We start from the raw sequence: 18,386 nt of genomic DNA, 5'->3' as shown, positions 1-18,386 counted from the left end.
CAAAAATACTCCAAGAGATATGTTTGATTATTATATTCAGGTTTAAGAAATCACGAACTAAAATTACCTTATAATGTTAGTAGAGACGAAAAATATAATTCTTCAAGCTAAAGAGGGGGATTAGCATGGAACATACACCTACGATCCGCTCGAAGATAGAGACAGAACTAAAGCAAAGGGGGCATACATTTAGCAGCTTCAGTAAAGTATCTGGAATTAACCGTGGTATATTTAGCACCATGCTTAACAGCAACCCACCTAAGCCGATCTCGGTTCGGCAGATGGACTTGATTACCAAGGCATTGGGATATCCCGAAGGCTGGCTGTATGAGTTATACATAGATGAATGCTTTTATGAGGGAAAAGGACACTGGAAACGGATTAAGCCTTTTTTATTACGTTGTGTAGAGTTAGGGAGGGAAGACTGTATTCAAAAGGTACTGTCAAGACTAACCGAGGACTTGTCCTATGTACCGACGATATTTGAGCTTGCAGAAGAACTACACGAAGCAGGAAAGAAAAAGGAGTCTACTCCCTTTTATGAGTGTGTAATTGAAAATGAAAAATATTACCACTCGGAGCGGTTGGCAATCTGCCAGTATCGTTTGTTTTGTTATTCTCTGAATACTGACTTGGATAATAATCGTCAAGCAACTATAAAGTTTGCACCGTTTCGGAGGAATCTTCCCGAGAATTACCAATTAGACGCGTTGTTAAAATTGACTAATGCATATTTCCAATTTTATGATTATGAGGCGGCTATACACTATGCGAAGGAACTTGAGGTACTAGTCACAAGCATTTATTGGCATCAAGCTCAAGCGAGGGCGAAGAATCGCGAAGTTATACGTTTAAATACAGAAAGACATCTAATCGTTTATTATGGTCAAGCCTATTTAATGCAGGGAAACTCCTTCGAAAAACAAGGGCTATATGAAGCAGCTATGAAGTTCATACCTTACTATGAAAATCTAACTGGATTTGAAGGTCTGGATGAGATTGGAATGATAGAGGCACAGAAATTCGAAATATGGGGAATAGCAAACCGTTTGAATTTAGAAATTCTGATGGGGGATACGGCTAGTTTGCCTGCCTATGTTGAACTTATTAGAAATAATCCTCAGGAAATATTACTTGGGCTATTGACCATTATAGAATCGGCCAATCATTACAGTTACTCAGTAGACGATACTCTGGCTCTTTTTGCTGAGAATATTAATGAATTTAGGGAGCTACGTACAAATATTTCGTATTATCATACAAATAATGATCTGCTGACATATTCTCGTTTTTTTCTTGAGCTTAGTCGATACTATTTCAGTAAAGGAAGCTATACCGAGGCAATAGACAGTATGCTGATTAGTTTAAAAGCCTCCTCAGAGTTAAACGATAAGAATTACTATATCAAGTCCATCACGCTATTATTTGAGAAATATAAGGATCATTCGACCGAAAAACAACGGACAGAATATGAAAAAGTGATACAAGCAGTGGAAAATAATATGAGGCAAATGACCTCTTAGAGCAAAAAGAGCTATGTTTCTCTACCTAGTGTAGAAGATCACACAGCTCTTTTAATTTTTCGTGCATGTTAATTGAGTGAAATTTACTATTCCTCATGTGTATCAGGGGTGTCGGAGCTACTCTCCAAAAGCTCGCTTTGTGAAGAAGAGAACAGTTCCTTCAATATGCGATAAGCTTTATTTTGCCCTGCTTCATTCTGCTGGGAAAGTATATGAATGCATTCCCAAATCCAGGGCTGGCTTTTGAGTTCTTCATATGGATTATAGTCAAAAAATGCAAATACGTTCGTGTTCAGCGCCTCTGCTATTTTCTCCAGTGTTTTGATCTGCACATTGACCTCACCGCGCTCCAACTTGCCGATATAGGAACCTGTTGAATCGGATGCTTCTGCTAACTGTTCTTGTGTAATACCACGCAATTTTCGAAATTGGCGAATTTTCGTTCCTATAAGTTTCGTCGTTTCCATAGACCTCCACACTCCTATAGTATGAGTGTAGACAAAGCCAGATCAGGCGTGGAGGTAATTAAATTGCCTAAATTGTTATATATTTAGTTCTTGTGAGAACTATTTAATAAACATCAAATTCCATAATATAATAAAACAGTGTAGAAAAGGGGTTGACCACCATCCAATTTATTCATATAATTTCTAGTATATTGTAATTGATTGTCGAGGAGGGTGATTTTTAAAATCATCTGAATACGCCGGGGGTGTTTTTATTGGAAAATGCAACCACGATCCGTTCGGAAATTGAGAAAGAACTAAAACTTGGTGGCTACACTTTTAATAGTTTTGGACAAGCTACGGGGCTTAACCGGGGCATATTTAGTGCTATGCTTAATGGCAATCCGCCTAAACCTATCTCGGTAAGACAAATGGACTTGATTACCAAAGCATTTAATTATCCAGAAGGCTGGTTGTATGACCTGTATGTGGATGAATGTTTTTATGATGGAAGACCTCATTGGAAAAGGGTCAAGCCGTTCCTGATTCGTTGTGTTGAAGTAGGGAATCTGAGGTGTGTGGAGAAAGTACTATCTCGATTAATGGAGGATCTTAATCATATTCCTACAATTTTCACTTTAGCAGAAGAGTTGTATGAGGAAGGAAAGCTAAAGGAAGCTATTCCTTTCTATGAATGTGTTATTGAAAATGAAAAGTACCAACATTCTGAGAGATTGGCAATCAGTCATTATAGAATTTTTTCAATCTCTGTTAGTGAAAGTATGGAAAGAAATTTGGAGGCCGCACTAAGATTTGTACCCTTTAGAAATCGGGTACCCTTAGAATATCATTTAGATGGTCTGCTTAAACTGTCAAATCTTTATTTCAACTTGCATCAATGGAAAGAAACAGAGCGTTATGCAGATGAATTAAGAGCGCTTGCAACTATTGTTTGTAAGAGCAGAGAAACTAATAAAAAGAATGTTACATTGAAAACTGAGAGACATTTAGTGGTCTACTATGGTCAAGGTTACTTAATAAAGGGTAATGCTCTGGAAAAACAAGAGAAGTATGAGGAAGCAATGAAGTATATTTCTGGCTATGCCGATTTGAGTTGGTTTGAGAATTTAGGAGAGATTGGACAAAAAGAAGTACAAAAGTTCACCCTTTGGGCAAATGCTAATCAACTTAACTTGAAAATTCTTATGGGCGATACAGGTAGTTTGCCAATATATATTCAATTTTTAAAAAATAACCCACCAGAAATTTTATTAGGGTTATTAACGATAGTAGAGTCGGCTAACAAGCATGGTTTTTTAATTGAAAATATCCTCCAACAGTTTTCCCGCGAATTAAACTCATTTAATGATGAATTATCTATGGAAACCAGTTATTATGAACCATCATTTAGTTATCATACGTATGCTGATTTTTGTTATCAACTAACAATATATATGTTTAATAGCCATTCCTATGAAAATGGTATTTATTATGTTTTAAAATGCTTGAGAAAATGTCTTCAAATCAATAACAAAGAAAAGTTTATGATCTGCACAGCAATATTTGGGAAATTTAGAGCGCAGGCAACAAAAGACCAAATATCAGAATATGAAAGTATCATGGAGGAGGTCTTGATAAGTGCGAATAAAAAACCTGAGGTTCATTCTAATTATAGGGCTCTTTAGCTTTTTAGAATACTCTCATAACATTGTTTTGTTTGGCCATGGGATGGGCGGTTAATAGTTATCAAAAAACAGCCTCGGTAAGGCTGTTTTTTTGATTCATCCCGTTAAAGGGATGAATTGGGTTTTATTATATTTTTAACCTGTAGGGAAGGTATCAGCTTGTAAACTAATGTAAATACCACACCGAACAGGAGGTTTATTGATGTGAAATGGAAACAATTGGAGGAATGCATCGAAGAAAAGCGGAAGGAACTAAATGATTTGGCGAATGAGGTGGGATTGAAGGATCGGCGGGTGTTAATCAAGTCCATGGAGTTGGATCGACTCCTTAATAAATACAGTGACTGGAAATATAGCTATCGCAGACAACAGAGCATACCCCAAAGTTCACAAATACAAGAGAAGCAACACGAGCTTGTCCTATCTTATTAATCTTCAAGTATCATGACAAGATAAAACCTAACTTCACCAGGGCTTCTAATACATAGTGGGATATAGAATAAACAAAATAATCTCTATTGCATCTCGTACGCCGCTCTTATACATGTTGTTCGTACGGTTTATTGTTCTGCGTCTACATCAGAGCGGAAGCCATGTATTAATGATGAATATGTATCAAAAAAACCTCCCGATTCACGTTATTGCGTGACTCAGGAGGTTTTTGGGTTTTACTGTTGAAGCTGGCGTAGTACGGTGATTTCGACACGGCGGTTTTTTTGTCGTCCAGCTTCGGTGCTATTGTCACCAACCGGCCGGGTATCTGCATAACCCGCATACTGAAATCCTGAGGGTGAAAGTTGCTCTCTGTCGAGAAAGAATCGGAGTACAGATAGTGCCCGTGCGCCGGAAAGCTCCCAGTTATCCTTATACGTCGATGAGTTCGAGGAGCGCGTAAACGGAATGTTGTCCGTATGGCCCTCAATGCTAATTGGTGTTTTCAAATCTCGAAACAGACTGGCCAACTTGGATAGCGTGTTGGCAGAGCCTTGTTTGAGTGCAGCTCTACCTTGATCGAATAAAAAGCGGTCATTCAGCGTAATGACAATACCACGCGGCTGATCTGACACAAAAATCTGGTTTTCCAGTTTGTTATCAGTAATATATTCTTGAATGACACCCATTAAATTTTGCAGCTCTTTTTCCTGCGTGCGAAATGCTTGTTCACGTTCGGTGAGCTTAGTCGATCCAGCCTCCTTTTTATCGGCTGCCGGTTGCTTGGTCGTGGGTGGATTCTTGCTGGTGTAACGATCGGCAGTACCTGTAATGCCCGAGCCTTGCTCCAAAATAGAATCTCCTTTGTGGAACGTATCCTGGAGGGATTGAACAACGACATCGTATTTTTTAGCATCCAGACTACTCATGGCATACATCACAACGAAAAATATGAGCAGCAGGGTGATCAGATCGGCATAGGTAATCATCCAGCGGTCACGATGGTCTCCGCCGCCTCCTTGACCCCCACGGCGCTTACCGCGCGCTCTCATGGAAGTCCTCCTTTGGAGAAGCGTCCTCTGTGAGCGAGCGACGAGGCGGTTTGCGATCTATATTTTGCTCTGAGCGGATAAAGAACTCCAACTTTTTGCGTACAAGCTTTGGATTCTCTCCGTTTTGAATAGCCAGAATACCTTGCAGCAGCAAATCCATAGTGATAATTTCACTCTCACTGGCTGCTCTTATTTTGGATGCGATGGGCAGGAAGATCAGGTTGGCGCTAGCAACGCCGTATAGTGTTGCGATAAAAGCAACAGCAATAGACGGACCAAGCGCAGTAGGCTCGGTCAGGCTGCCCAGTACATGGATCAGGCCCATGACAGTACCGATAATCCCCATCGTAGGGGCATAACCGCCTGCGGATTCAAATATTTTGGCGTACCCTTCATGTTTGTGTTCAATGGCATCTAACTCAAGCTCTAAAATCTGTTTGATCTGCTCCTGCTCGGTGCCGTCGATGACCAACTGAAGACCTTCACGCAAAAATGCATTCGGATGCTCTGATGAAGTACGCTCTAGCGCAAGCACACCGGATCGGCGTGAGGTGGCCGCCATGGAAACCAAATCTTCTATATATTGCTTCGTAGGATTGTCCTCACGGCTAAATGCCATCCGTAGAGCGGTGGGGATCGTCTTCAGCTTGGAAGCTGGGTAGCTGATCACAACTGCGGCGAAAGTTCCCCCAAATACAATTAGAGCCGATGTACCTTGAAGCAGCCCTGTAAATTCGCCGCCTTCCCATAAGAAGCCACCGATTAATGCTATGATTCCGGCGATGATGCCCAATACGATGGTGATATCCAAAATTTAATTCACTCCTATTCAAGACTTATCGTTTGCATCCACGGTAAGAAAGAGGTATAATACGGGAACAAACATTCTTATCCAACCATATTTCCCAAGTATCATTGCTCGGGAAATATCGACATAGAGTTACAGGTAAAGACGTTAAAGCTCGACTGGTGTAAAATCATGATGTTTCCATTTTAGACGATAAGGGTGATGCAGGGCAATGAGTGATATCGTTGTTAGCGATAAGACTTTTGAAATTCAGTCGGAATTCCAACCTCAAGGCGATCAACCTCAGGCCATTTTTGAATTGGTAGAGGGAATTGCAGAAGGAAAGAAGCATCAAACGCTATTGGGTGCTACGGGAACAGGTAAGACGTTTACCATCGCACAGACCATTGCCAAGTTGAATCGGCCTACGCTGGTTATTGCACATAATAAGACTTTGGCTGCTCAACTGGCGAGTGAGTTTAAAGAGTTCTTTCCGAATAACTCAGTCGATTATTTTGTCAGCTACTATGATTACTATCAACCGGAAGCATACATTCCGTCTTCCGATACGTATATTGAGAAGGATTCCAGCATCAATGAGGAGATTGATAAACTTCGCCACTCAGCGACAAGCTCTCTGTTTGAGCGTCGTGACGTTATTATTGTAGCGAGTGTCTCCTGCATTTATGGTTTGGGTTCCCCGAAAGAATATTCAAGCTTGCTGCTTTCGCTTAGAGTCGGCATGGAGAAACCCCGCAATCAGATTTTGTCCCGCTTGGTCGATATTCAATATCAGCGGAACGATATCAACTTCGTGCGGGGTACTTTCCGTGTACGGGGGGATGTTGTCGAGATATTCCCGGCTTCCCAAGGGGAACACGCTATACGTGTAGAACTGTTCGGGGATGAAATTGAACGAATTACCGAGATTAATGTGCTTACGGGTGAATTGATCGGTGAACGTGATCATATTGCCATTTTCCCGGCATCTCACTTCGTTACTCATGAGGATACGATGAAGGTAGCATTGGTCAACATTGAACGTGAGCTTGAAGAGCGGTTAGCGGAGTTGAAGGAGCAAGGGAAGCTGTTAGAGGCGCAACGTTTGGAACAACGTACCCGCTATGATATCGAGATGATGAAAGAGGTTGGCTTTTGTTCCGGTGTCGAGAATTATTCAGGTCCACTGACATTCCGCGAGCGAGGAGCGACACCATATACGCTGATGGATTATTTCCCGGATGATATGCTGATCGTCATTGACGAGTCCCATGTTACGTTGCCGCAGATTCGTGCCATGTATAACGGTGACCAAGCACGTAAGAATGTACTGGTAGAACATGGTTTTCGTTTGCCATCTGCATTGGATAATCGTCCGTTGAAGTTTGAAGAGTTCGAGGACAAGGTAAGTCAAATCGTCTATGTATCGGCTACTCCAGGACCCTATGAGATGGAGAAATGCGAAACGATGGTACAGCAGATTATTCGTCCTACCGGGCTTCTTGATCCGATTATTGAGGTGCGTCCGAGCAAGGGGCAGATTGACGATCTCATTAATGAGATACGGCTCCGCATGGAACGTGAGGAACGGGTACTGGTGACCACACTTACGAAGAAGATGTCTGAAGATTTGACTGACTATTTAAAAGAAGTGGGCATCAAGGTTCGGTATATGCACTCCGAGATTAAGACGTTGGAGCGGATGGCTATTTTGCGGGATCTTCGTCTAGGGACCTTCGACGTGCTAATTGGGATCAACCTGTTGCGGGAAGGTCTTGATTTGCCGGAAGTATCGCTGGTTGCAATTTTGGATGCGGACAAAGAAGGCTTTCTGCGTTCTGAGCGCTCTCTGATTCAGACGATCGGACGGGCAGCACGGAACAGTGACGGTCGTGTTATCATGTACGGCGATAAGATTACCGATTCTATGGATAAAGCGCTAAAGGAAACGGAACGTCGTCGTGCGATTCAAATTCAGTATAATGAAGAACATGGGATTACCCCGCAAACCATTCGTAAAAAGATTCGTGATGTTATTGAAGCAACTAAGGTGGCAGAGTCAAAGAATGATTACCTTCCTAATGAGACGGGTAAACTTTCCAAGAAGGAGCGTCAATCACTCATTCAGCGTCTGGAAGCAGAGATGAAAGACGCCGCCAAGAACCTACAGTTCGAGCGGGCAGCCGAGCTGCGTGATGCTTTGCTGGAGTTGCGAGCTGATTAAACATTGAGAATAAGCTAGAAGCAAAACATATGAAAATAAAATGTTTGATTGCTTTGCTTTTAAAAATAGTGAGAGCGGCCTATGTGGTCGTTCTCTTTGCGATATATCACTTCCATGGGATAATCCAATGCGATATAGCATGACGTGAACTACGGCTAAGGAGATGAAACATTTGGCGAATGAAAGCATCATCATCAAAGGCGCACGCGCGCATAATCTCAAAAATATTGACGTGACGATTCCACGGGACAAGTTCGTCGTCCTGACAGGGCTTAGCGGCTCAGGTAAATCGTCACTGGCTTTCGATACGATATATGCGGAAGGGCAACGGCGGTATGTGGAATCTTTATCTGCGTATGCCCGTCAATTCCTCGGGCAAATGGAGAAACCAGACGTTGATTCGATTGACGGTCTGTCTCCTGCCATTTCCATTGACCAAAAAACGACAAGTCGGAATCCGCGTTCTACCGTCGGAACGGTTACCGAAATCTATGACTACCTGCGGTTGTTGTTTGCCCGGGTGGGTCATCCTCATTGTCCTGAACATGGCATTGAAATCACTTCACAGACCGTTGAACAGATGGTGGACCGCATTTTGCAGTATCCTGAAAAGACAAGACTGCAGATTCTGGCTCCATTGGTATCCGGCCGCAAAGGTGAGCATAAAACACTGTTCACTGATATAGCCAAGCAGGGCTTTGTACGGGTACGTGTGAATGGAGAACTACGTGAATTGTCTGAGAAGATTGAGCTGGAAAAGAATAAGAAGCACTCGATTGAAGTGGTCGTAGACCGCATCGTAGTCAAGGAAGATGTGCGTGCGCGTCTATCCGACTCTATTGAGACGGCACTAAATCTTTCAGGTGGGCAGTTGCTTGTAGACATTATGGGGCAAGAGGAGTTGCGGTTCAGCTCCAACTTTGCATGCCCTATTTGTGGATTCAGCATAGATGAACTGTCTCCAAGAATGTTTTCCTTTAATAGTCCGTTCGGCGCTTGTCCGGATTGTGATGGGTTAGGAGTTAAAATGGTGGTTGACCCTGATTTGCTCATTCCCGATCCTGAAAAAAGTGTCGAGGATGGGGCTTTTCAGGCTTGGAGTGGTGGAACTTCCACTTATTATCCTCAATTTTTACAGTCAGTATGCGAGCACTACGGTATTCCACAGGACATTCCTGTTAGTCAATTGACGACAGAACAAATGAACCTCATTTTACATGGAACGGGTGAGCAGAAGATCCGTTTCCGCTATGAGAATGATTTTGGTCAACGTAAGGAAGCCTATGTGACCTTTGAGGGGATTATCCCCAATCTGGAGCGTCGTTATCGTGATACGGCTTCTGAGGGTATACGTGAATTTATTGAAGGCTTTATGAGTGCAAAGCCATGTAACACTTGTAAGGGACACCGACTGAAAAAAGAAAGCCTGTCGGTAACCATTCAAGAGCGTAATATAGCTTTTGTGACAGCTTTGTCTATCGGTGAAGCCTCAAACTTTTTCCATACACTGGAGCTGAGTGAGAAGGAGAAGTCGATTGCCAATCTCATTTTAAAAGAAATTAACAGCCGCCTGGGATTCCTCGTTAACGTTGGTCTGGAATACCTGACTTTAAGCCGTGCGGCAGGCACGTTGTCAGGCGGTGAGGCACAGCGTATCCGACTGGCGACACAGATCGGGTCCAGTCTGATGGGTGTGCTTTATATTTTGGACGAGCCTAGTATCGGACTGCATCAGCGAGATAATGACCGTCTGATTAGTGCTTTGGAGCATATGCGGAATCTCGGTAATACGTTGATTGTGGTGGAACATGACGAAGATACGATGATGGCGGCGGACTATATCATTGATATCGGGCCAGGAGCTGGAATCCATGGTGGGATGATCATGTCGCAGGGGACTCCGCAGGAAGTCATGGAAGACCCGAATTCCTTAACCGGGCAGTATTTGAGTGGACGCAAGTTCATTCCGGTCAATACCGAGCGGCGCAAGCCTGCTGATAAATGGTTGGAGATTCGCGGAGCCAAGGAGAACAATCTCAAAAATGTGAATGTCAAAATTCCATTGGGTGTTTTCTCAGCTGTTACTGGTGTATCTGGTTCTGGAAAATCGACGCTGGTCAATGAAATTTTGTACAAAACGTTGGCGCGTGATCTGAACCGTGCGAGAGTACGTCCAGGGCAGCATAAAGAAATTCGCGGACTAGAACATATCGAAAAGGTTGTTGAGATCGATCAATCGCCAATTGGTCGTACACCGCGTTCCAATCCTGCAACGTATACTGGTGTATTTGATGATATCCGTGACTTATTCTCGCAGACGAACGAGGCCAAAGTACGAGGCTACAAGAAAGGCCGCTTTAGCTTTAACGTTAAGGGAGGTCGTTGTGAAGCTTGTAGAGGCGATGGCATCATCAAGATTGAGATGCATTTTCTGCCGGATGTGTATGTTCCATGCGAAGTGTGTAAAGGCAAGCGTTATAACCGGGAGACCCTAGAGGTTAAATACAAAGGGAAAAGTATTGCCGATGTGCTGGAGATGACGGTAGAGGATGCAACGGAGTTTTTTGTAAATATTCCGAAGATTCATCGCAAGATCCAGACACTGATGGATGTAGGTTTGGGGTATATCAAGCTGGGTCAGCCTGCGACTACCTTGTCTGGCGGTGAAGCACAGCGTGTGAAGCTAGCCTCCGAATTGTATCGTCGCAGTACGGGCAAAACCATTTATATTTTAGACGAGCCGACAACCGGCCTGCATGTTCACGATATTGACCGATTATTGACGGTGCTGCATCGTTTGGTTGATTCAGGAGAGACGGTGCTGGTCATTGAGCATAATCTGGATGTGATTAAAACAGCCGATTATCTGATTGATTTGGGACCGGAAGGCGGAAGTGGCGGTGGAACGATCTTGGCTACCGGGACACCGGAGCAGCTCGTGAAAGTCGAAGAATCCTATACGGGTCGATACTTAAAGCCGATCCTTGAACGGGATACAGAGCGTAGTCAAGCGCTTCAGACAGTCGATCTATAGATACCGTTTAGCATAGTTTTAAAAGCCCTGCACAGGCAGGAAGGCAGAATACGAACTAGTGTATTGATGCCTTCGTCTTGGCAGGGTTTTATTTTTTTTGTAAAAAAAGAAAACTTTTATCAAATTCCTGCGTTAAAGCATGTGACACATAGTTTACCAAGCGCTGGAATAATAAGTATATACGTATATTCATCGACAGAAAGTCTCTGAGTGGTCTCTAAATTTTGGAGTTTTGGATGTTTAGGCTCGGGCTTGAAGAGGTAAATATATAACTCATGATTATATAGCATCATACGAAGTTCCGTGCCCGCGTGACAACCATTACAAGTTGAAGCGAAACCGTCTGTAGTTTTATCACATCTAAGAGGTTCATACAACATCTCTGAGGAAGTCATGAAGGGAGCTGGAACGCTTGAAGGTTAAGCAAAGTAGAGTTTTACGTACACGTGTGTATACATGGGCAGCAGGAGCTGCTTTGGCGGCATGTTTGATGGGATATAGTGCTGCACCGTCCTATGCCTCCGAGGTGTCCGAGGCGTTTGCGCCCAAACAAGCCGAAATCGAAACAAGTGCGGCAATTGGTAGTATTAAGGATTTAGGAAACGCTCACAATTACATTCAACCCGCAGCGAATGGTGGGTTCTTTATGCTGAACGTCGAGGACGATACAGAAGCAAGTGTAGTACACGTCACATATGGCAAGCTGGACAGTTCTGTGGAGGCTGTATGGAAACATCAACAGGATCTGAACGTACAACCCGGAACAAGCAGCAGTGGAGTCCAGCGGGAGACGTCGGATGGGGGCTTGCTGTTTCTGATTGATTATACAAAACCGAACGGAATACGAGATGTGCAGGCTTCACGATTGGACGAGGATGGAAACACCTTGTGGTCCAAAACATTACCCACAGATGGCTTGATATCTCATGGGCAGGATTCGCAGGTTGGTTTGGAGCCACTGGAGGATGGCAGTTTCCTGGTCTCCTATCTAAACCTTGCGGAGCAGTCCTTCACTGTACTCAAATACACTGAAGCTGGCGATATACAATGGAATCGAACGACGGCCGGAGTGACCTCGGGTTGGCTGGTTGGCAGTCACAATGGATATTATGCGCTTTTGAACAGTTCAGATGGTCCCGTTGGGGTACATGCAGATGTATATGGTCGCGATATTCGTGACATCCATCTGGACTTAGGATCAGGTAAAGAAATTGCCGCAGTACGTGAGTTGCCGAGCGGTCATATTGCTGTAACAGGGCTTAAAGGAAACAGCAAGCGTACACAGGTGCTAAGTAATGGTCTGCAATTATTTAGTAATACAGAGGACTATGCGGCTGATCGGGTGTATCTGCCTGAGGAGCAGTTGTATGTCCAGTTCAGTGATCAATATGATCCACTGGGTAAAACCACGAAGATGCATGGCATCACCATTACAGGCTTGAAAGGAAACGGTACGAAGGTGTGGGAAACGAGGACTCATTATAAGGAGGATAATTCCTTCGGCATCCGGTATGATACGGGATTGATATATAAGATACCTTCAGGCTACGCGGTGGTGACATCTACAACAGGCGCTCATAAGCCAACAGTACTCGATTTTGCGAAAATATTGATACCGGAGTAATCCGGTGTCTTTTTTTATGAAAGTGAGGGAAACAATATTGCGGGGCTCCATGAGGATAAGAAACAGCCTGCTTGTAATGTCATACAAGCAGGCTGTTAATAGACTCTATATTTAGGATGCAACGTGGCTGGACTGTAAAATAGCAGACAGCTTTTCCTGAAAAGTCGGAATCCCTACACGCTGTACATATGCGTAAAAGCTTTCGCCAGCGCTCCTGTTTTCTTTGTAGAACAGAATGAGCTCTGCCAGTACAGGTCCAACCTGATCCCCGCGTACGCGACCTTTGAGCGCTTTGTTAAACTGGGCGCCTGCTCCAAGCGCTCCGCCGACAGCGATGTCGAACGCGTCGACCAAGCCTTCCGGTGTCTTTATGAGCGAGCCTTGCAGACCAATGTCCGCAATATGCTTTTGACCGCAGGAATTCGGGCAACCGATAAAATGAATGCGCACCTTTTCATCCAATTGCACGTGCTGATCCAAATACTCGGCGACGTCAACCGCCCGTTTTTTGGTTTCCACAATCGCCAGATTGCAAAACTCATTTCCTGTGCACGATACCGTACGGCTCATAAAATGCTTGGGCTGTGGTGTCAGGCGTTGCAGCACGGGGGCTTCCAGTAGTTCATCCACTTGCTCATTCGGCACGCCGCTCAGCAAAATATTTTGCGACATCGTGGTACGAATCTGCCCATCGCCATAGCGGTCAGCCAGTTCGGCCAGTTCATGCAACTCGTCAGCACTAAGGCGACCGACAGGCACGTTCAGACCGACATAGTTCAGGCCTTTTTGGGCTTGAGGATGCACACCGTCAAAATAGGCGGCTTGCCAGCCAATTGTTTTGTCCTCGCCTCGTCCGGGCATTTCACCGATGTACTCGGTGAGCTTAGCCAGAAATTTGTCCGGGCCCCAATCGGCAACGAGGAATTTCAAGCGGGCATGGTGCCGCTTTTCCCGATAGCCGTAATCACGGAAAATGGTGGTGACAGCAATAGCAACCTTCAGTACTTCCTCAGGACGAACAAACAAATCCAGAGACTGTGCCATATGCGGCTTGGCGGACAAACCTCCACCAACCATCACATGGAAGCCGATCACTTCTTTTCCGTCGAGGATCTTGATGGCCGGAGTGAAGGACAGGTCGTTAATTTCAGCCTGTGCATTGTTGTACGTATTACCGGAGATAGACATTTTGTACTTACGAGGCAGATTGGAGAAGTCTCGATTTAATAAGAAAAAACGATTTACTTCATCTACAATCTCCTGGGTATCCACCAATTCATTGGGATCGATGCCAGCCAGCGGATTACCGACAATGGTACGCGGGCAGTCTCCACAGGCTTCAAAGGAATACAAATTGACTTTTTCCAGTCTTTCGAAAATATCGGGCAAGCTTTCGACCGTCAGCCAGTGAAATTGAATCGCCTGGCGAGTGGTGACATCCACAAGACCGCGTCCGTATAGCGCGGATATGTCCGCCAATGCATGTGCCTGTGCTGAAGTCATGATCCCTGTGTTGATGCGGACCCGCATCATGAAATGACCATCCTTGGGCTTTTGCTGATATACCCCAGCCCATTTGAAACGGTCCATATCGTCCGCAGAGATCGAGTCATAGCCATCGTTGGCATAGTTTTCGATAATGGTACGGATAACGTCGAGACCGTCCTTTTCCAGTTTGACCAACTCGAATTTGTTAAGCTTATCGGGATGAGCGTTCCAGATTGGTTCGTAGGCCATTCTTTTAACCTCCTTCAAGTGTTTATTTATACTTTAGTGTTTTGGATAGAGGACTCATGATTTTATTCTTTATTTCCGACAATAAAACTAAGATATAATGTGATGGTATCATAGTTGGTTATGCCCGTAAACGAAGGAATGACCTAATTGGTATAACGATTATTTATCGTTTTTGCTTATTTTTTTGATATAAGGATTTGGAAAATTTATAATATAAATAGCATGAGAGGACAGGGATGTAGCAAACGGAGCCTTTTAGAAAAAGATAGGGCTTAAAGCGATTGTATACGTGTCCCCTCTATGGTAGATTTGGACTAACTGATAGAACAGGGTCATGTAAGAGAGGAAATGGTGAGTATATGCGTAAGATGGGGAAAAGGGCAGTTGTTCTGGCTTTGGGCAGCGCTCTATGTGTTTCTGGAACGGCAGGTGCAGCTAGCAGTGGAACTGCGTTAAAGGCCAAAGTCATTAATGGTGGGGTCTATGTTAACGTAAGCGATATGAATAAAGCATTAGGAACCAGCGGCGCATATAACAGCGCAAATGGTACATATACGTTATCGGCCGATCGTGTGCCGCAGGTTGTTAAAAATGTATCTCCTTCTGTGGTCGGTATCATTGGCCGTTCAGCCACGGGAGAGACCGTAGCGGGAGGAGATCGCTACAATCTGGCTCATGGCACGGGTGTCATCATTCGTACAGATGGATGGATTGTGACGAATGCGCATGTTATCGAAGGATTAGGTGATGCCGTGGTTGTAACCTCGGACGGAAAATCTTACGGAATCACCGACAGCTACAGCGATCCGATCAGTGATTTGGCATTAGTCAAAATCAAGGCAAGCGGCCTCAAACCCGCTACCTTGGCAGCTTCAACGAACAGTCTACAGGTAGGTGAGCAGGTAGTGGCTATTGGTACGCCTATATCCTTTTCACTTCGCAATTCGGCAACCTCGGGTGTCGTTAGCGGGCTGAATCGTGGTGTCAACGCTGCTTATCGTTTGATCCAAAGCGATACCGCGATCAATCCTGGTAACAGCGGCGGTCCACTGGTCAATCTCAAGGGTGAGGTTATCGGGATCAATACGATGAAATTCTCGGCGGTCGGTATTGAAAATATGGGCTTTTCGATTCCGTCGGATACAGTGAAATATGTCATCGGCCAATTTTTCAAATACGGAGAGGTTCGGCGCGCCAGTCTTGGTCTAGGGCTGGAAGAGAGCTGGTCAGCTATCGTCGGATTACCTACCGAGGATCCTTTGAAAGTTACGAAAATTACTTCAGCCAATGCCGTTCAGGCCAAAATCAAGGAAGGCGATGAGCTGTATAGTATTAACGGTAAGCGTGTAGCTTCGGCCATTGACGTCAATGAGCTACTTAAAAACTATCAACCGGGTCAAACGGTGAATGTGCTTATGCAGTCGGACGGTGATATTGTGAAGCGCAAGCTGGTACTGACACAGGATAATGGTGAAATCTATGAGTCCATTCAGTCTGGAGAAGATGGTGAAGATTCGAACGGTTCGGAAGCCGCTGAAGATGGTGGCATAGCGCTTTCTAAGGAAACATCGGAGCCAGCTCAAGGGGCAACTACTGGAAAGTGACAATAACGGCTCTTGAATCTATAAAATAAAGCTAAAGGGAGATTTACTGTGAAGCATATTCAAAGAAAAATGATGCGTAAGCTGGGGGTCGGCGCTGTCGCATTGTCCCTTCTGCTTTCTGCTTTGCCAGCAGTTGCAGCAGATCAAGATAAAAACATGCTGGAATTGCGTCTGCAAAGCGGCAGCAATACAGCCGTCGTAAACGGCCAAAATGCAAATATCACGAAGCCCTATTCCAAAAGTGGTGCACTGATGGTTCCGGCTGGTGTGTTTAAAAAGGCATTTAACAGCAAAATCCGATTGGCTGAAGATAATGTGGTTAAAATCACCAGCGGAACTCATGTTGTATCGCTGACCATTGGTAGCCGTACAGCATGGGTGAGAGGTCACAAGGTAACACTTCCAGCTCCACCGGAAATGTCATCAGGTATCCTCATGGTGCCTCTGCGTCAAGTAGCAGAAGGGCTTGGCGGTAAGTTGGAGAAGAATGGTGCCGGAATCATTATTCGGATGGAAGCACAAGAAGAGGCGGGCACGGTAGCTGAAGAGACACCGAACATTGATAATGATGAGGGCAAGACGCAGATCGGGAACAGTTACTATGACTGGTCTATGAACTATCCAACAGGGCTCGTCATCGGTCAGGGAGGTGGAGATGAGAGTATCTCCACTTTTATGGATGAGAACAGTGCGTACTATATGGAGGTGCACACAGCGTCACAGCCGGTTCCACTGAATGCGGACGATCTGTTGCAACAATTAGTGCAGGCAGCCAAGGAAACGGGAGAAACTGTGATCGATCGAAAATCCTTCCCGAAAGCGAAGGTACCTTATGCTCGTGTCATTACGAAGGATGGGGACGGCGTATTGTGGGAAAATCGTCAGTACTATGACAACGGACGATTGTATGTAGTTTATTTTTCCGATGCTAAAGCAACGAATTATAAAGATCTGGCCCAGTATGCAGGACTTTTAAATTCCTTCAAGACCTCCTTTAATGCGCAGGATAAAAGTATTAAAGACTTGTCTACTGTTGTAGGAGGCACACGCGAGGCCGGGAATCCAGACTACGGTGTGTCACTCAGCATACCCGCAGGCTGGAAAATGGACGATCAACGGATGCAATATGAAAGTAATGATGGATCGAGCTTCCGCGTGAAAATAACCTCAGCTCCAGCGGATGGAAAGTTGGAGAACTGGGGCCAACAGCTGCAAAAATGGCTGAGCGATTCCTTTGTGTCCACGGCTTATGAGGCACAGAAGACGTATCCGCTGGAGGTTGCAGGCGTTCAAGGGTTAGTACAGGAGTACCGTTATAATTTTGGCGATGGATGGGTCAAGGAGTACAACGTGCTGATTCAGCAAAATGGATACCGCTATTTGGCTGAATACGCAGTTCCTGAAAAAGTAAGCAAAGGAAATGATCAGTTCAACGCGCTCATTTCCTCGCTTCAAATCGATTTTCAAACCGTAGCGAGTAACTTTGGACAGTTGGAAGAAGACGACTATTTGACGGATAAAACGAAAACGGTCAAAAAGACTTCAAAAGCCTATGAATATACGGTGAATATCCCACGATATTGGACCGCGATTAGCGATCAATTTGAATTGGGCGATGTAGAGTACCAGTTTACTGGAGGACGTTTTTCCGTCAAAATCGACAACGACCAATCATTTGAACTAACGGTATCCCAGCTCAAGGACTTCTACGATAAGCAAGCAAAGAACTATAAAAACCTCAAAGTTGAGGAAGTTAAGGACGTAACGTTTGCTGGTGTTCCGGCAGTGTCCTTTACATTCCATCGTACAGAGGAAGGCATTGGCTACACAGGCCACCAATTGGTTTTGGAACGTGATGGAAAAACGTATACTGTGACAACGACATTGAATGATGCGAACAACACGGCTGTACAGTCTAACGCACTGGATTCGACGTTAAATTCGTTTAATTTTGTGAAGTAGAAGGTGTAAGTAAAAGATTGGCGAGGTATGGTGGGAAGAGGCTACGCGTGCCATTTGATCCTACGATCGCTGTTGACCCGGGATTCTTGGATTGTATAAGTGATTTAATATGTAAGAATCCCAGGTCAAAGGCGAACGCTGACGCTTCTTCGGATTCAAATGGCCCGCTTCGCTGGCGCCCGCCATAAGATTTCCAATTCTTTTAAAGAGTGAGGTAAGCAGGGAAGAGCGAAGGCAGCTATTTACGGTACTTAGACCTGCGAACGCCTTTTCTCG

At 44.6% G+C, this 18,386-nt stretch carries 12 protein-coding genes; 8 read left to right on the top strand and 4 right to left on the bottom strand.

Annotated features, from left to right (window positions below; genetic code table 11):
• Positions 1 to 125 precede the first annotated feature (125 nt).
• On the top strand, positions 126 to 1,523 hold the full coding sequence (locus MKY24_RS24105; protein ID WP_028542117.1) for a hypothetical protein: 1,398 nt from the start codon (positions 126 to 128) through the stop codon (positions 1,521 to 1,523).
• Between the two features lie 86 nt (positions 1,524 to 1,609).
• Here the strand turns inward: MKY24_RS24105 and MKY24_RS24100 are convergent, their stop codons facing one another.
• The gene (locus MKY24_RS24100) at positions 1,610 to 1,990 is read right to left on the bottom strand and encodes a helix-turn-helix transcriptional regulator (protein ID WP_028542116.1); all 381 of its coding nucleotides are present in this window, start codon (positions 1,988 to 1,990) and stop codon (positions 1,610 to 1,612) included.
• 254 nt (positions 1,991 to 2,244) lie between these two features.
• On the opposite strand from MKY24_RS24100, the gene MKY24_RS24095 reads away from it, so the two are divergent.
• Positions 2,245 to 3,654, top strand: coding sequence for a DNA-binding protein (locus MKY24_RS24095; RefSeq protein ID WP_028542115.1), 1,410 nt, complete (start codon positions 2,245 to 2,247; stop codon positions 3,652 to 3,654).
• Between the two features lie 204 nt (positions 3,655 to 3,858).
• A complete protein-coding gene (locus MKY24_RS24090; protein ID WP_023990607.1) occupies positions 3,859 to 4,086 on the top strand; it encodes an aspartyl-phosphate phosphatase Spo0E family protein in 228 nt (75 codons plus the stop codon).
• Between the two features lie 236 nt (positions 4,087 to 4,322).
• Here MKY24_RS24090 and MKY24_RS24085 read toward each other — a convergent pair whose 3' ends face one another.
• Entirely contained in the window at positions 4,323 to 5,138 is an 816-nt protein-coding gene (locus tag MKY24_RS24085) for a flagellar motor protein MotB (protein WP_013312222.1), read from the bottom strand.
• Positions 5,122 to 5,949 carry a flagellar motor protein gene (locus tag MKY24_RS24080; protein WP_023990605.1) on the bottom strand — a complete coding sequence of 276 codons (828 nt, stop codon included), beginning with the start codon at positions 5,947 to 5,949 and terminating at the stop codon, positions 5,122 to 5,124. Before MKY24_RS24080 ends, MKY24_RS24085 begins: the two co-directional genes overlap by 17 nt.
• Positions 5,950 to 6,157: 208 nt before the next feature.
• Here MKY24_RS24080 and uvrB point away from each other — a divergent pair, with 208 nt between their 5' ends.
• The 3 genes from uvrB to MKY24_RS24065 all read left to right on the top strand — a co-directional run bounded on the left by uvrB (position 6,158) and on the right by MKY24_RS24065 (position 12,807).
• A complete protein-coding gene (uvrB, locus tag MKY24_RS24075) occupies positions 6,158 to 8,149 on the top strand; it encodes an excinuclease ABC subunit UvrB (RefSeq protein WP_023990604.1) in 1,992 nt (663 codons plus the stop codon).
• Positions 8,150 to 8,321: 172 nt separating this feature from the next.
• Positions 8,322 to 11,183 (top strand): excinuclease ABC subunit UvrA, encoded by a 2,862-nt coding sequence (uvrA, locus tag MKY24_RS24070; RefSeq protein WP_023990603.1) that lies wholly within the window; start codon positions 8,322 to 8,324, stop codon positions 11,181 to 11,183.
• A gap of 412 nt (positions 11,184 to 11,595) precedes the next feature.
• On the top strand, positions 11,596 to 12,807 hold the full coding sequence (locus MKY24_RS24065) for a hypothetical protein (protein WP_339201015.1): 1,212 nt from the start codon (positions 11,596 to 11,598) through the stop codon (positions 12,805 to 12,807).
• A gap of 111 nt (positions 12,808 to 12,918) precedes the next feature.
• On the opposite strand, the gene MKY24_RS24060 is transcribed toward MKY24_RS24065, so the two are convergent.
• Positions 12,919 to 14,544, bottom strand: coding sequence for a nitrite/sulfite reductase (locus MKY24_RS24060; protein ID WP_339201014.1), 1,626 nt, complete (start codon positions 14,542 to 14,544; stop codon positions 12,919 to 12,921).
• 359 nt (positions 14,545 to 14,903) lie between these two features.
• Here MKY24_RS24060 and MKY24_RS24055 point away from each other — a divergent pair, with 359 nt between their 5' ends.
• Together MKY24_RS24055 and MKY24_RS24050 are read left to right on the top strand one after the other, a co-directional pair.
• Positions 14,904 to 16,148 (top strand): trypsin-like peptidase domain-containing protein, encoded by a 1,245-nt coding sequence (locus tag MKY24_RS24055; RefSeq protein ID WP_023990600.1) that lies wholly within the window; start codon positions 14,904 to 14,906, stop codon positions 16,146 to 16,148.
• 48 nt (positions 16,149 to 16,196) lie between these two features.
• On the top strand, positions 16,197 to 18,110 hold the full coding sequence (locus MKY24_RS24050) for a stalk domain-containing protein (RefSeq protein ID WP_322155220.1): 1,914 nt from the start codon (positions 16,197 to 16,199) through the stop codon (positions 18,108 to 18,110).
• The last annotated feature ends 276 nt before the right edge of the window (positions 18,111 to 18,386 follow it).

Source organism: Paenibacillus sp. FSL P2-0322 (genome assembly GCF_037975315.1).
Lineage (GTDB): Bacteria > Bacillota > Bacilli > Paenibacillales > Paenibacillaceae > Paenibacillus > Paenibacillus polymyxa_B.
Note: the sequence above shows the minus strand (reverse complement) of the source record. Positions and strands in the feature narration are given on the sequence as shown.

What these genes read in the sequence shown, in the direction of transcription:
- MKY24_RS24060 (WP_339201014.1), bottom strand. Translation starts at nt 14,544, where the DNA reads ATGGCCTACGAACCAATCTGGAACGCTCATCCCGATAAGCTTAACAAA.
- MKY24_RS24100 (WP_028542116.1), bottom strand. Translation starts at nt 1,990, where the DNA reads ATGGAAACGACGAAACTTATAGGAACGAAAATTCGCCAATTTCGAAAA.
- MKY24_RS24105 (WP_028542117.1), top strand. Translation starts at nt 126, where the DNA reads ATGGAACATACACCTACGATCCGCTCGAAGATAGAGACAGAACTAAAG.
- uvrB (WP_023990604.1), top strand. Translation starts at nt 6,158, where the DNA reads ATGAGTGATATCGTTGTTAGCGATAAGACTTTTGAAATTCAGTCGGAA.
- MKY24_RS24085 (WP_013312222.1), bottom strand. Translation starts at nt 5,138, where the DNA reads ATGAGAGCGCGCGGTAAGCGCCGTGGGGGTCAAGGAGGCGGCGGAGAC.
- MKY24_RS24055 (WP_023990600.1), top strand. Translation starts at nt 14,904, where the DNA reads ATGCGTAAGATGGGGAAAAGGGCAGTTGTTCTGGCTTTGGGCAGCGCT.